This window comes from Arthrobacter sp. MMS24-T111 (assembly GCF_054888995.1).
Genome location: NZ_JBTZRO010000002.1, coordinates 124,863 through 139,205 on the forward strand (window position 1 = coordinate 124,863; position 14,343 = coordinate 139,205).

At 64.6% G+C, this 14,343-nt stretch carries 11 protein-coding genes; 9 read left to right on the plus strand and 2 right to left on the minus strand.

Annotated features, from left to right (window positions below):
• Window positions 1–19 precede the first annotated feature (19 nt).
• The 4 genes from ACX5I6_RS20500 (at window position 20) to ACX5I6_RS20515 (ending at window position 3,983) form a co-directional block, all read left to right on the plus strand.
• Complete coding sequence (locus ACX5I6_RS20500; protein WP_461841867.1) at window positions 20–1,192, plus strand: pyridoxal phosphate-dependent aminotransferase; 1,173 nt, start codon at window positions 20–22, stop codon at window positions 1,190–1,192.
• Window positions 1,189–1,479, plus strand: coding sequence for a hypothetical protein (locus ACX5I6_RS20505; protein ID WP_461841868.1), 291 nt, complete (start codon window positions 1,189–1,191; stop codon window positions 1,477–1,479). Before ACX5I6_RS20500 ends, ACX5I6_RS20505 begins: the two co-directional genes overlap by 4 nt.
• 91 nt (window positions 1,480–1,570) lie before the next feature.
• Entirely contained in the window at window positions 1,571–2,383 is an 813-nt protein-coding gene (locus ACX5I6_RS20510) for an alpha/beta fold hydrolase (RefSeq protein WP_461841869.1), read from the plus strand.
• 52 nt (window positions 2,384–2,435) lie between these two features.
• Window positions 2,436–3,983 (plus strand): amino acid permease, encoded by a 1,548-nt coding sequence (locus tag ACX5I6_RS20515; RefSeq protein ID WP_461841870.1) that lies wholly within the window; start codon window positions 2,436–2,438, stop codon window positions 3,981–3,983.
• A gap of 1,070 nt (window positions 3,984–5,053) precedes the next feature.
• Here the strand turns inward: ACX5I6_RS20515 and ACX5I6_RS20520 are convergent.
• Complete coding sequence (locus ACX5I6_RS20520; RefSeq protein ID WP_461841871.1) at window positions 5,054–6,229, minus strand: acyl-CoA dehydrogenase family protein; 1,176 nt, start codon at window positions 6,227–6,229, stop codon at window positions 5,054–5,056.
• A gap of 187 nt (window positions 6,230–6,416) precedes the next feature.
• Here ACX5I6_RS20520 and ACX5I6_RS20525 point away from each other — a divergent pair, with 187 nt between their 5' ends.
• The 4 genes from ACX5I6_RS20525 to ACX5I6_RS20540 all read left to right on the plus strand — a co-directional run bounded on the left by ACX5I6_RS20525 (window position 6,417) and on the right by ACX5I6_RS20540 (window position 9,838).
• Complete coding sequence (locus tag ACX5I6_RS20525) at window positions 6,417–6,983, plus strand: MaoC family dehydratase (protein WP_461841872.1); 567 nt, start codon at window positions 6,417–6,419, stop codon at window positions 6,981–6,983.
• Window positions 6,980–7,861 (plus strand): HpcH/HpaI aldolase/citrate lyase family protein, encoded by an 882-nt coding sequence (locus ACX5I6_RS20530; protein WP_461841873.1) that lies wholly within the window; start codon window positions 6,980–6,982, stop codon window positions 7,859–7,861. Before ACX5I6_RS20525 ends, ACX5I6_RS20530 begins: the two co-directional genes overlap by 4 nt.
• Complete coding sequence (locus tag ACX5I6_RS20535) at window positions 7,862–8,998, plus strand: CaiB/BaiF CoA transferase family protein (RefSeq protein WP_461841874.1); 1,137 nt, start codon at window positions 7,862–7,864, stop codon at window positions 8,996–8,998. It abuts the gene before it with no gap.
• A gap of 141 nt (window positions 8,999–9,139) precedes the next feature.
• Window positions 9,140–9,838, plus strand: a complete 699-nt coding sequence (locus ACX5I6_RS20540) for a GntR family transcriptional regulator (protein ID WP_461841875.1) — start codon at window positions 9,140–9,142, stop codon at window positions 9,836–9,838.
• Window positions 9,839–9,889: 51 nt separating this feature from the next.
• Here ACX5I6_RS20540 and ACX5I6_RS20545 read toward each other — a convergent pair whose 3' ends face one another.
• Window positions 9,890–10,813, minus strand: a complete 924-nt coding sequence (locus tag ACX5I6_RS20545; RefSeq protein WP_461841876.1) for a LysR family transcriptional regulator — start codon at window positions 10,811–10,813, stop codon at window positions 9,890–9,892.
• 221 nt (window positions 10,814–11,034) lie between these two features.
• On the opposite strand from ACX5I6_RS20545, the gene ACX5I6_RS20550 reads away from it, so the two are divergent.
• Window positions 11,035–14,292, plus strand: coding sequence for a 2-oxoglutarate dehydrogenase E1 component (locus ACX5I6_RS20550; RefSeq protein ID WP_461841877.1), 3,258 nt, complete (start codon window positions 11,035–11,037; stop codon window positions 14,290–14,292).
• The last annotated feature ends 51 nt before the right edge of the window (window positions 14,293–14,343 follow it).

Here is a 14,343-nt window from a genome sequence, read left to right on the forward strand (position 1 = left end):
CCATTGCCCGAAAGACGTCATGGAAACTGCAGCCCCGTCACTTCCCCGCACCACCGGTTCCACCGCCGTGGAACGCATCATCAGCAGCAGCAGACGCCCCAAAACCCTTGGGGCCGGTAAGCCAGGAGCGATCTCACTTGCCATGGGCGAACCGGATTCCGGCACCCCCGCCGCCATCATCGAAGCGGCCACGGCCGCATTGGCCTCCGGCAGGACCCGTTACGCTCCCATGGCCGGTTCCCCCACGCTCCAGCACGCCCTGGCCAAGCACACGACCACAAAATACGGTCGGCCCACCATGTCCGAGGAAATCGTTCTGACCCACGGCGGCAGTGGCGGGCTGGCAGCGACCATGCTCGCCCTGGTCAACCCGGGAGACCGTATCCTGATCCCGGAACCAACCTACTCCCTGTATGCAGACCACGGAGCCATGATCGGCGCCGAGGTCATCTGGGTACCCAACCTGGCCGACGGTTCCCTGGACCTGAACACCCTCCAGCAACAGGCAGCCGCGGCCAGGATGATCATCCTGTGCAATCCCGGCAACCCCACCGGCCGCGTCTACTCCGACAGCGACCTGCGCCGGCTCGAGAAGCTCCTCCAGGACAACCCTGAACTGCTGCTCCTGGCTGACGAAGCCTATGCAGACATCACCTTCGACGGAGGCGCCTTCACCTCCGCGCTCACACTGGCAGATGCACGGGAGCAAATCATCTGCTGCAGCACCTTCTCCAAGACCTACGCGATGACCGGCTGGCGCTTGGGACACGTTGTCGCGCCGGTGGAACTGGCCAACAGGATCAACACCATCCACCGCACCTTTAACGGGCCGCTGAGCACATTCATTCAGGACGCGGCATTGACTGCTCTTGAGGTTCCCGAGTCCGACCTTCAGGCTGCGGCACTGATGTACCAGCAACGGCGGGACGTCGTTGTCCAGGCCCTGTCCGGGCTTCCCGGCGTTGAGATGTTGACGCCGCAGGGCGCGTTCTACGCCTTTCCAAAGATCACCTCACTCCTCAGCTCGGATGAAATGACGGCCCGCTTCGCTGAGGCCGGGGTACTGGTCCGGTCCGGCAGCGAGTTCGGGCCCTCCGGTGAGGGCCACATTCGCATCTCCTTTGCGACGGACGTTGAAGCCCTGAAGGAAGGGCTGGCCCGCTTCACAGCGGCAGTGCAGGTACTGGTATGAAACGCAGGGATTCTTTGTTTAGGGCCGCCATTCACTCAGAGGGGCTCAGGAGCCTCCGTTACGACGATTGGGATGCACTGGCGGGCGGGCGGGTGGAGATCCGCCGCTACGGACACGTGGTCCAGACCGGAGTCGTGGAAATGGTGATGCCGGACTCCTCCGCGCTCTGGCTGGATGCAGACCCGATGCACGAGCGGCGGTACTTCTCAAAGTCCGACGGCTTCGAGGCGTGGATCAGCCCCCGGGATCTCCAACCCCTGATCCGCCAAACCCCGGCACTGGGATAAACCTGCTCCCCCGACAGCGGAAACGTCCGGCCAAAACTACATGCCCGAAGGAAAGATCTTGACCACACCGAGCACATTAACCAGGCACCGAATGCCTTTGACGATCGACGGGACCACGGTGCAGCTCTCCTGCATCAGCCGCTCCGGCGCCGGGCTTCCCATCGTGTTCCTGCACGGCTTCGGCTCCACCAAGGAGGACTACGCGGATGTGGCGCTGCATCCTGCCTTCGCAGGCCGCCCAATCTTTGCCTACGACGCACCCGGCTGCGGGGAGTCCGAGTGCTCCGACCTGGACCGGATCTCCATTCCCTTCCTGGTTAAGACCGCCCTGACAGCCCTCGCCGAGCAGGGCATTGACCGGTTCGACCTGGTGGGGCACTCGATGGGCGGGCTGACTTCCCTGATGCTCGCCCACCAGCACCCCGAACGCGTCGCCAGCTTCACCGACATTGAGGGCAACGTAGCGCCTGAGGACTGTTTCCTCAGCCGCCAGATCTTCCTGCACCCGCACGAGGACCCGGAGCAGTTTCTTGAAGACTTCATCGCCAGGAACTGGGCTGCCCCCTTCTACTCCAGCCCCCTGTACGCGACCAGCGTCCGCTACAAGGTCCGCGCCCGCGCGGTCCGCGGAATCTTCGAATCCATGGTGGACCTCTCGGACAACGCACACCTGATGGAGAAATTCCTGGCCCTGCCGCTGCCACGAATGTTCATGTACGGAGAGCAGAACAAGACCCTCAGCTACCTGCCCCACCTGGCAGCCAACGGCGTGGTTCTGGCCGAAATCCCGCACAGCGGTCACTTCCCCATGTACTCCAACGCCCCGGAGATGTGGCGCAGGATCGCGGCCTTCCAGGAACGGGCGAATGAATCCTCACATGCTGCGGAGACCGCCTGCACGTGACCTCACCGCCGGCACGAGGATGTGCCGTCCCAAACCCTTCGGAGAAAACTGAATGAAAGTACCTCAACACGACCTCGCCGACGAGCTCGAAAACGAACGGGAGCTGACCGGCGACGCCGCCGCCGCTGTCCGTGACTTCGCCAGGGAGGAGCAGGGCTACCATAAGAGCCTCAAACCCCGGCAGATCCAAATGATTGCCATCGGCGGCGCGATCGGCACGGGCCTCTTTATGGGCGCCGGCACACGGCTCAGCAACAGCGGTCCTGCGCTCATTCTTGTGTACGCGGTCTGCGGATTCTTTGGCTTTTTGATTTTGCGCGCGTTGGGGGAACTGGTCCTGCACCGCCCCTCGTCCGGCTCCTTTGTCTCCTATGCACGCGAGTTTTACGGGGAGAAGATGGCCTTCGCCGCGGGCTGGCTGTATTTCCTGAACTGGGCCATGACCTCCATCGTCGATGTCACCGCGGCAGCCCTCTACCTCAAATTCTGGGCCCAGTACTGGGAACCGCTGCAGGCTGCACCCCAATGGTCGCTGGCCCTGATCGCCCTAGTCGTGGTGCTTGCCCTGAACCTGGTATCCGTCAAGCTCTTCGGCGAAATGGAGTTCTGGTTCGCCCTGGTGAAGATCCTCGCCCTTGTGGCCTTCCTTATCATCGGTGTGGTCTCCATCCTGACCGGGGCGACCACCGAAGCCGGACCCACCGGTTTCAGCGTGATTGCCGACAACGGCGGGTTCTTCCCGACCGGGGCAATAGCGCCCCTCCTGGCCGCCACCGGCGTCATCTTCGCCTACGCCGGCATCGAACTGATCGGCACCGCCGCCGGAGAAACCGCCAAACCGGCAGAGATCATGCCCAAAGCGATCAACACAGTGGTGCTGAGGATCGCCGTGTTCTACGTCGGCTCAGTGCTCCTGCTGTCACTGCTCCTGCCCTTCACGACATACAAGGCCGGCGAATCACCCTTCGTGACGTTCTTCTCGCACCTTGGCAACCCCGCGGCCGGGGCCGCCTCCGCATCCATCATGAACTTCGTCGTCCTGACCGCAGCACTTTCAAGCCTCAACGCCGGTCTGTACTCAACCGGTCGGATTCTGCGCTCCATGGCGCTGAACGGTTCAGCGCCTGGCTTCACGGCCAGAATGAGCACCAACGGAGTCCCCTATGGCGGAATCCTCCTCACGACGGTGCTGACCCTGCTCGGCGTCGGGCTCAACGCGCTGGTCCCGTCCAAGGCATTCGAGATCGTCCTGGAAGTGTCCGCCCTGGGTATCATCGGCTGCTGGGCCACCATCATCCTGTGCCAGATGAAACTGCACCGGCAAGTCCGGGCCGAATTGCTGGTCCGGCCTGCCTTCCGGCTGTTCGGCGCCCCATTCACGGCCTGGCTGACCTTGGCCTTCCTGGCCTTCGTCCTGGTATCCATGGGATTCTCCGACACCGGCCGCTGGGTCCTGGCATCACTTCTGATCGTCATTCCCCTCCTGATCGCGGGCTGGTTCGCCGCCCGCAAAGGGATAGAAGCCGCTGCCCGGGAACGGCAGGGCTACACCGGAAGCTTCCCGGTCGTGGCAGACCGGACGGACCGACCCGGGTCATAAACCCATCGGCTCCGGCTGTGCAGCGGGATGGGAAGGCAAGAGCCGCCCGCCCCGCTGCCCATTCAGGTCAGCCTCTTCGCCCTTCCCCATAAAGGTAGATCGACATTAGGTGGTCTTCGGACCGGCGAAGGTATTCCAGGAGCATGTCAGCAAGCTCCGCGGAAGTCCCCGGCGGACAAGGCGTCGGCAATGCGCTCGTTCTCCTGCAGTAGCGGGTGCAGGAGGCGACGTTGACAGATTCCTTATGGAAGAACAGCCGCATCTCAGCAAGGACTTGCTGCATCAGGCTTACTCTCCGCCAGTTCCACGATGGCCTCGTGAAACCGCCGGTTGGCTGTGGCGAGGGCGTTAAGGTCTCCCCAGCTTTTCAGGAGGGACTTCCCCCGCCTACAAGCCGGACACCTGCCGCACAGGAAAGTAAGCAGAGTGCCCCCCAGAACGTTGACACTCTCCAGCGAAGGCTTCAGCATCGCGACATGCGAAACGATGTCCCACGACCTGGTCATCGGGCACGTCCCCGCCGACTGTGTCGCGCCGGAGACGGCTGCTTTCCGTGTCGGCGACCGGGTACGTTTCCGTCATCCGTAAGGCGCTGCCTTATTACCTCGACTGTGCGGGATGGGCTCTGGCCCAGATGAACTGTCACATCCATACAAGAGGTTCCGAGTGATCGAGATGGAGTCCGCGGCGAGCCCCTTGAACTCTTACCGGAGGTGGAACTGCGGATGTGCTGGTGCAGAAGAATGCCAACCCAAAGATGCTGCATGTCTCCTTGCCTGGTCCTCGCATTGGTCGGCCCTGCGCCTTTGATGGCCGGCAGATGCTGCGCGTCTTTGGTCCCTGCAATGGATCAGCGCCAGCCGTCATGGCAGTTTTGCCGGCCGGCTCCGACAGCACTCGGCGTCGTTTGCGACAGGGCCGAATGTCCGGTCCACGGCCACCTCCCGCTTGCGGTGTGGCTATACCGATAGGACATCTCCGGGACTTGGAGTCATTGCTGCAAAGCCGTGAAAACCAGCCGCGGCACTGCGGTGGCGCATGAAAATGCGACGTGGCGTGCTTCGATGCTATTAGTAGGAGCGGGGCAGACCCAGGACCTTGGTGGCGACGAAGCTTTTGATCAGGTTGTTGTTGACTGGGGCTACTTGGAACATGCGGGTTTCGCGGAATTTGCGTTCGACGTCGTATTCGTCCACGAAACCGTAGCCGCCGTGGGTGTCCAGGCAGGCGTTCGCTGCCGCCCAGCTGGCTTCGGAGGCCAGGTGTTTAGCCATGTTGGCCTCGGCGCCGCAGGGTTCGCCGGCGTCAAAGAGCCGCGCGGCCTCGTAGCGCATCATGTCCGCGGCCCGGACCTTCATGTAGGCGTCGGTGATGGGGAACTGGACCCCCTGGTTGGTACCGATTTTGCGGCCGAACACCTCGCGGCTGTTGGCGTAGGCCACGCCGCGCGTTGTGAACCAGTAGCCGTCCCCGATCGCTTCGGAGGCCAGCAGGATGCGCTCGGCGTTCCAGCCGTCAATGACGTAGCGGAAGCCCTTGCCTACCTCGCCGATGACGGCCGATGCCGGGACGCGCATGCCGTGGTAGTGGATCTGGTTGGTGGCGTAGTTGAACATGGTGCGGACCTTGACGACTTCGAGGGTCTCCGGTTGTTCGGCACGGACCTGGCGCAGGTCCACCAGGAAGAGGGTGAGGCCGTCGGTCTTGTCGGTGCCTCTGCCTTCGGGTTTTTCGGAGGTGCGGGCCAGGACGAAGAGCAGATCCGATTCCTCGATGCGGCTGGTCCAGCTCTTATGACCGGTGATGATGAAATCGTCGCCGTCGCGCACGGCTGCGGTCTCGATGCTGGTGGTGTCCGATCCTGCCTTGTCTTCGGTGATGGAGAAGGCCTGCAGCCGTAGCGAGCCGGCGGCGATCTGCGGCAGGTACTCGTTCTTTTGGTCGGCGTTGCCGTGCCTGAGCAGAGCACCCATGGTGTACATCTGCGCATGACATGCCGCTGAGTGTCCGCCGGACTTGTTGATTTCCTCCATGATGACGCTGGCCTCGGTCAGGCCAAGGCCCAGGCCGCCGTATTCGGTGGGGATCAAGGCCGAGAGCAGGCCGGCTTCGGTGAGCGTGTCCACAAATTCCTGAGGGTAGCGGCGGTTGCGGTCCGTTTCGCGCCAGTACTCGTCGGGGAAGCCTGCGCACAAAAGGCGGGTCTGCTCGCGCAGCTGGTCCAGTCCGGCGGTGAGGGTATGCATCGGTGCTCCTTTGAATGGTTGACGGCGACCTTCTGTCACTGCTGGGACACGACGATACTCTAATATATTGGGAGCTCGCAAGGCCTTTTGTTGCCATTAGCCAACATACAAAAACCTTGACATTACAGGAAAAAAACCGCCAAACTTGTGGAGGATCATCAATATATTTGGATCAAGGAGATCACCAATGACCGACGAAGCAACGCAGGCAGCATCAACCGAAGGCCGCGTGGTTGAGGGCTGGACGGGGCGCCTTTTTGAAGACTTCTCCCCCGGCGACATCTACTACCACCCGTTCGGCAAGACCGTGACGGAGGCGGACAACCAGTCCTTCACACTCATGACGCAGAACGTGGCCAAGACCCACGTGGACCGCAATTTCGCCAAGGCCACCGAGTTCGGCCTGCCACTGGTCAACTCCACCTTCACGCTCGCGCTGGTGACCGGCCAGTCGACCATCGACCTGTCCATGAATGTCTTCGCGAACATGGGCTGGGACGAGGTCCGGATGCCGAACCCCGTCTACGAGGGCGACACCATTTACTCCCGGTCCAAGGTCCTCTCCACCCGGGAGTCCAAGTCCCGTCCCAACCTCGGCCTGGTCACTGTCGCCACCGAAGGCTTCAACCAGGACAGCAAGATCGTGATCAGCTACCGCCGTACATTCATGGTGTACCGGCAGGGCCACCTCCCCGGCGTCGAGTCCGCCCGCCCGGATGAGGCCACACTGCCCTCGATCGGGGACTTTCAGTGACGGCCCCGGGAAACCTTGGGACGGCGGGCCTGACCGCCGCGGACACCGTCGCTGCTGCGGTCACCGCTTTGTTCGTTCCCGGTGACCGCCCCGAACGGCTCGCCAAGGCAGCCGCCGCGGGCGCGGGCATCGTGATCATTGACCTCGAAGACGCCGTGGCCCCGGACGCCAAGTCGGCAGCGCTGGCAGCGACGGTGGAGGCAGTGGCACCGTCCGACCGAGGTGCACCGGTGCCTGCCCTGGTCCGGGTGAACCCGCAGGGTTCCGGCCATTACGACGCCGACACCACCTTGCTGCTCTCCGCCGCCCGGACGCCGGGGTCCGGCCTGCTGGGCCTCGTAGTGCCGAAGGCCGAAGACCCCGGCGCACTGCGCCAGCTGCGCGCCGACATGCCCGAGCACCTGGCCCTGGTCCCGCTCATCGAGTCCGCGCTCGGCGTGGTGAACGCCGTGGAACTGGCACGGGTGCCGGGCGTGACCCGGCTGGCGTTCGGAGCCATCGACTTCGCCCTCGACATAGACGCCGACGGCGGGGACCGATTCCTTGACCACGCCCGGTCCCACCTTGTCCTGGCCTCCCGCGCCGCCGGCATTGCCGCGCCGCTCGATTCGCCGTCGACCGACATCAAGGACACCGTACGTGTAACCGAGTCGGCACGGCTGGGTCGGAACTTCGGTTTCGGCGGCAAGCTCTGTATCCACCCCGCCCAGCTCGCCACCGTGCACGAAGCGTTTGCGCCCACGGAGGCGGACATAGAGTGGGCACTGTCCGTGATCGGCGCCGAAGGCGGCGCCACCCAGGTGGATGGCCAGATGATCGACCGGCCCGTCACAGAGCGGGCCAAACGTATCCTGCAGCGTGCAGGGAAGGAGCAGTAAATGGGCACCCTCCCCCTGGCAGGCATCACCGTCATCTCCCTGGAACAGGCCGTCGCCGCCCCGTTCGCCACCCGCCAGCTCGCCGACCTCGGCGCCCGGGTGATCAAGGTGGAACGGGACACCGGTGACTTCGCCCGCGGCTACGACACCAAGGTCCACGGCATGGCCAGCTACTTTGTCTGGCTGAACCGGTCCAAGGAAAGCATCGTTCTGGACCTGAAGTCCGACCAAGGCATGGCGGTACTCCGCAAGCTCGTGTCCACCTCTGACGTGCTGGTCCAAAACCTCGCCCCCGGTGCCATCGAACGCCTGGGACTGGGCCCGGACGAGGCTCTGGCCCTGAACCCGCGCCTGATCCACACTTCCATCTCCGGTTACGGCCGCGGCGGTTCCTATGAACAGAAAAAGGCCTACGACCTGCTGATCCAGTGCGAGACCGGCCTGCTCAGCGTCACCGGCACCCCGGATTCCCCCGCCAAGGTGGGCGTGTCTATCGCGGACGTATCCGCCGGCATGTACGCCTACTCCGGCATCCTGACCTCACTGCTGCAACGGGCTACCACAGGCCGCGGCGACGTCCTGGAGATCTCCATGCTCGAAGCACTGGGCGAATGGATGGCCCAGCCCTACTTTTACACGGAATACGGCGGGGCCCCACCCGTCCGCAGCGGTGCGCAGCATGCCAGCATTGCCCCCTACGGACCATTCGGCGCTGCCGACGGCACCGTGTTCTTCGGCATCCAGAACGAGCGCGAATGGGCCAAGTTCTGCACTGATGTGCTGCAGCAGCCCGGACTTGCGCAGGACGCACGCTTCGCCGGCAACGCCCTGCGCGTGGACAACCGTCCGGCGCTGCACGAAGCCATCAGCGCAGTCCTCGGGACGCTGCCGGTGGCCGAGGTCCTGTCCCGGCTGGACGCCGCGGGCGTTGCCAACGCCCAATTGCGCGACATGCACGAGTTCTCCGCGCACCCGCAACTGGCAGAACGCAACCGCTGGCGTGATGTTGGCTCCCCTGTGGGCCCGCTGCGCAGCCTGCTCCCGCCGGTTACATCCCGGGAAGCCGACGTCAGGATGGATCCGGTGCCGGAGATCGGCGAACACACCGAAAAGATCCTGGCCGAACTGGGGCTCTGAGCCCCGGGCTGGCTATGCCGGGAACCACCACCTGAGTTTCCCGGGTTTCGCATTAGCCACGGCAGGCCCGGTAACCCCGGGCCTGCCGTGGCTAATGCCGTATGTTAGGTGGGGAAATTGATCAGAAAGAGTCCGCAGCCCATGACCAGCCGCAGCCCCCGCAGCAGCGCACGCCCGCAACTGAGCGAGAAGGCAACGGCCCATATCCGGGGCCTCATCATGTCCGGTGAACTGCGGCCTGGAACCTTGGTCCGCCCCGAGACAATCGGCGAGCAACTGGGCATCTCCACCACGCCGGCGCGCGAGGCGCTGCAGGCCCTCAGGGTGGAAGGCTTCCTGGAACTTGTGCCGCGGCACGGGTTCGTCGTGGCGTCGCTGACCGGGCAGGACATCCGCGACCTCTTCCAGGTCCAGGCCCTTATCGGCGGGGAACTAGCCGCTCGGGCCGCCGCCAACGCCACCGAACAGGATGTGGCCGAACTCGAAGCACTGCACCACGAACTGAGCGCGGCCGCCGCCCGGAACAACCACGAACTCCTGGAAGAGAAGAACCACGCCTTCCACCGCGAGATCAACCTGATGGCCGATTCCCGGAAAACTGTATGGGTCTTGGGGCTGGTTACCCGCTACGTTCCCCGGCAGTTCTACTCCACCATCCCCGGCTGGCCCCAAGCAACGATGGACGACCACGCCGAACTGCTCCAGAGCATCAAAGCAAAAGAGCCGGAGGCGGCACGGGCAGCAATGCACCAGCACATCGTCCACTCGGGTGAACTGCTGGCCGCCCACTTCGACGACCGCATCGCCGCAGCCCAGCGTGACGTCCCGCCTCCTTCCTAGGCACGGTTCAGCTTGCAGGTGACATTATCTTCTCCCAGACGTGCCACTGAACTACTGAACCAGGCGGGCGGACGGCCACTTTCCGGCACTAATCAGGCTAAGAACCGTCTCTTCCAGGACGTCCGCGACCATCCGGACGGCACTCGTGGACCGTGAGCCCGCGGGCCTGGCGAGGACGATCCTCCGGGGGATCCCCGGGTTGACGATGGGAGCTGCGTTGAGGGTGCCGCCCGCCGCTTCGGCCGCCACCATGATGCCTGGCAGGACCGTCCATCCGAGCCCGCCCTGCACCAACTGTCTCTGAACCAGAGCATCATTGGTTTCCACTGCTATGTCCAGCGCCAGCCCGATTCGCGCCGCGGAACTTTCCACGAGCGAGCGGATGCCATGCGGCGGGCTCGGCATCACAAGGGACCGCTGCAACAGGTCGCGAAGGTCCACACCCTCAGCCGCGAGAAGGCCTTCCATTGGGGGTGCCACCGCCCACAGGTCCTCATCCAAGAGCGTCCTAACGTCAAGTGCGGCCGCCGGCGGCTGGTTGTAGGTGAGGGCAACGTCCACGTCCCCAGCCTCAAGCCAGCGGCTGAGGTGGCCGCCATACCCGGTCACTATCCGCAGGCGGACCCCTGGATGCCGCTCCGTCACGGCGGAAACCACGGGGACAGCGAGTAAGGCGGCGGTGCTGGCCAGAAGGCCCAGAGTCACGATTCCGTAGAGGCCCGCACCGGAGGAGCGCGCCTCCTCCCGGGCGCGGTCCAGCTCGCTAAGTGCCCGCCGTGCGCGTTCGATGACCTGGACGCCGATGTCCGTTGCCCTCATCCCTGCGCGGCCCCGATCGAAGAGCACTGCACCGAGCTCGGCCTCCAGGTTGTGAATTTGGCGGGTGACCGCGGGCTGCACCACATGCAGCAGCTCAGCGGCCCGTGTCACGCTTCCCGTGTCTGCCACCGCCAGCAGTGCCTGAAGCTGCCTCATTTCCATGGTTCCTCCGTCCGGAGCCTAGGACACTGCCTTACCTGCCGTTCCTGGGGCAGGTAAGGCACCGAATAGGCTCACGATCACCCTATGACATTCGTCCATCACAAAAAGGTATTTGTGACCCTGATCCATAACGCGGACGATGGAATGAATCCCGTTGGTGCCCCCGGCAACATCCTGATGGCACCCGACACACCTGCACCGCGCGAAGGATAGAGATGCTGCCCCACGTAACAACCCCCGATCCAAAGCCCGCCCAATCCGGGGAACAATCCAGCAGGACGCCAGACGCCGACGTCCGGCGCCCGCTGCGGGGCCGGTCCGCCGCGATGGCCCGGAACATGGAGGCGAGCCTGGCGATCCCCACGGCCTCAACCATCCGCACGTTCGAGGTCTCGGCCCTGATGCATTGGCGGGAAAAGCTGCGGGCAGAGGGCTTCAACGTCCCCATCGCCGCCGTCCTCGCCACGGCGATGGCCCGAGCCGCCCAGGGTCCTGTACCCGCAGCAAGGCGGAGGATTGAAACGGCGGAGAAGGACCTGGTACTGGTCGAAGAAGCAACGGTGAACCTTGGGGTGGCCGTGGATGTGGAGACCGCCGCCGGCCATTCGATCATGGTCCCCGTGATCCGTGACGCCGCCAAGCTTTCCTTCCCGGCCTTCGTCAGCCGCCTCGGCGAACTGTCTCAGGCGTGCCGTGCCGGGACGGTCGCCGTCGCCGATCTCCGCGGCGCCACCCTGATCCTGACAAGCACCGGCCGCTTCGGGTCCACCACCGGCGTCCCGCTGCTCCCGCCGGGTTCGGGAATCATCGTCGCGGCGGGAGCCATCGGCATCCCGGCCGGACTTGAGACACTCGCCCACACCCAGCAGGTGGATCCCGTGCTCACCCTGTCCTCAACCTACGACCACCGAGCCATCCAGGGCGCGGATTCCGGACTCTTCCTGGGGACCGTCGAGAAGCTCCTGCGTTCCCCGGAATTCCTCGCTGAGCTCGAAGGCGAACTGCGCGGCACCTCCGGCGATGTCCTGCTCGGCATTCCCGCAGAGCCGGGCTCCGAGCACGACGACATCAGGCTGGCCGAGTACGAAAGCTCCGCCAGCACCGCCGTCGCCCGGCTTGAACCGGTGCGTGCCCGCGACGAAGGATCCTGGCTTCCCGACGGTGTGGAAGTGGAATTCAGCCACCTCTCGGACCCGGAGTCCCGCCAATGGCTCGCCGAGCTCCTGAGGAACGGCACGCCGTCGCCCGCTTCCTCCCGCCGCCTTCAGGCACTGCGGCTGGCCACCGAACTCGACGTCTTCGAGGCCTATCTGCAGACCCAGTTCCTGGGGCAGAAGACCCTGTCCGTCCAGGGGCTGGAAGCGACAGTCCTCGCCCTTGCCGAAATGGCCGGCCATGCTGCGGAGGCAGGCTATTCGGACGCCATCCTGGGTATGGCGCACCGGGGCCGGCTGAGTATCATGGCCCATGTCCTGAACTGGCCGGCGGAGCGTATCCTGGCGGAGTTCCTGCCCACGGCGCGTGCCTCGGAGAACGCACCGGTGGGCGATGTCCGCCAGCACCTCGGCGGTAAGGGCAGGTTTGACGACGTCGACGGCGCTTCCATCAACGTCACCCTTGAGCAGAACCCCAGCCACCTGGAGTTTGTCTCCCCGGTGGCGCTCGGCGCGGTCCGGGCCAAGCAGGACCAGATCGTGGCCGGCGGAGAAAGCAGGGAGCAGGCCCGTCACCGGGTCCTTCCTGTCCTCCTCCACGGCGACGCCGCCTTCACCGGCCAGGGCGTGGTGTACGAGACCCTGAACCTGCAGAACCTGGCGCCTTACGATGTGGGCGGAAGCATCCACATTGTCCAGGACAACCGCCTCGGCTTCACGGCTACCCCCTTCCAGCTCCGCTCCACATTGTGGCCTTCCGACGTCGTCAAGGGCTTCGACGTCCCCGTCATCCACACGGACGCCGACGACATCGACGCCAACCTGGTCGCCGCCAAGATCGCCTTCGACTACCGGGAGCGCTTCGGCAAGGACATCATCATCCACGTGCTGGGCTACCGCCGGCATGGCCACAACGAGACGGACGAGCCGCGCTACACGCAGCCTGTCTACTACGCCGACATCGACGAACACCCTCCCGTGCACGAAATCTACGCTGCCCGCCTCGAGGCCTCCGGGCTGGTCCCGTCCGACTACGTGGAAACCACCAGGACCGCGGCGCGCGCTGCACTGGTGGAGTCCTTGGAGAAGGCCAGGACGTTCGATCTGAAGACCGTCGTCAACCAGGAGTTGCCTCCCCGGCCGGCCGTGCGGGCTGCCTTGGCAACCGCACCGGCCGACTGGGCCGTCCAGGTCCTCGACGTAGCCGAGCAAGACCGGGATGGCTTTGCGATCCATCCGAAGCTTATGCGCCAGTTCTCAAAGCGGCTGAGCACACGGGCCAAGGACGCGATGGTTGACTGGGGGCAGGCAGAACTGCTCGCACTGAAACTGATCAACGAGGCGGGCGTTCCTGTCCGGCTGACGGGTGAAGACGTTGAGCGCGGAACTTTCAGCCACCGGCACATCGTTGTTCACGACGCCACCACGGGTGACAAGGCCGAGCGTCTGGCCTTCGACAAAGCCCCGTTCCTCGTTGCAAACACGCCCCTGACCGAGGTTGCTACCGTTGGATTCGAGTACGGCTACGGCCGGACAAACACGAACTCCCTGCAGATCTGGGAGGCCCAGTTCGGCGACTTCGTCAACGTGGCCCAGGTCATGTTCGACCAGTTCATCATGGCCGGACGCGACAAATGGGGCCGCGACAGCAGGCTGGTTATCCTCCTCCCCCACGGCTGGGAAGGCGCCGGACCCGAGCACTCCTCGGCACGTCTGGAAAGATTCCTCCAGCTCGCCGCACGGAACAACTCCCGCATCCTGATCCCCACAACAGCGGCCCAGTACTTCGCGGCCCTGGTAGGAGCAGCTGCGGCCGATGACCCGCGGCCGCACGTGATCTTTACCCCCAAGTCCCTCCTACGGGCAGAGTCGGCCAAGTCACCCGTGGCCGACTTCGCACCGGTCCGGTTCAACCCCGTCCTCTCCAGCGGAGCCTCCAGCGACCAGACCCGCAGGCTGCTGCTCTGCTCCGGGAAGGTCGGCGTCGAAGTCAAGGACCGCCTCGGCGACGGCGTGCGGCTCCTCAGGCTCGAAAGCCTCTACCCATTCCCGCAGGAGGACATCCTGCAGCAAGTCGCCGCCGCGGCCAACCTCGAAGAAATCGTCTGGCTCCAGGAAGAACCGGAGAACATGGGCGCCTGGACCTACGTCCTTCCCAAACTCCTGAAGCTGGGCCTGGGCAAGTTCAACCTCGGCTACGTCGGCAGGCCCGAAGCGGCCTCCCCCGCCGACGGCTACTCCGCTGCACACAAAGCCGGGCAGGAGCGGCTGCTCGCCACGGCGGCCCGGGCCGGCGAAGTCGACTACCGCATCAGCTGACGCGGGGCCTAGAGTATCGGACAGGCGCGTAGGCGGTGCAGGCTAACCTGC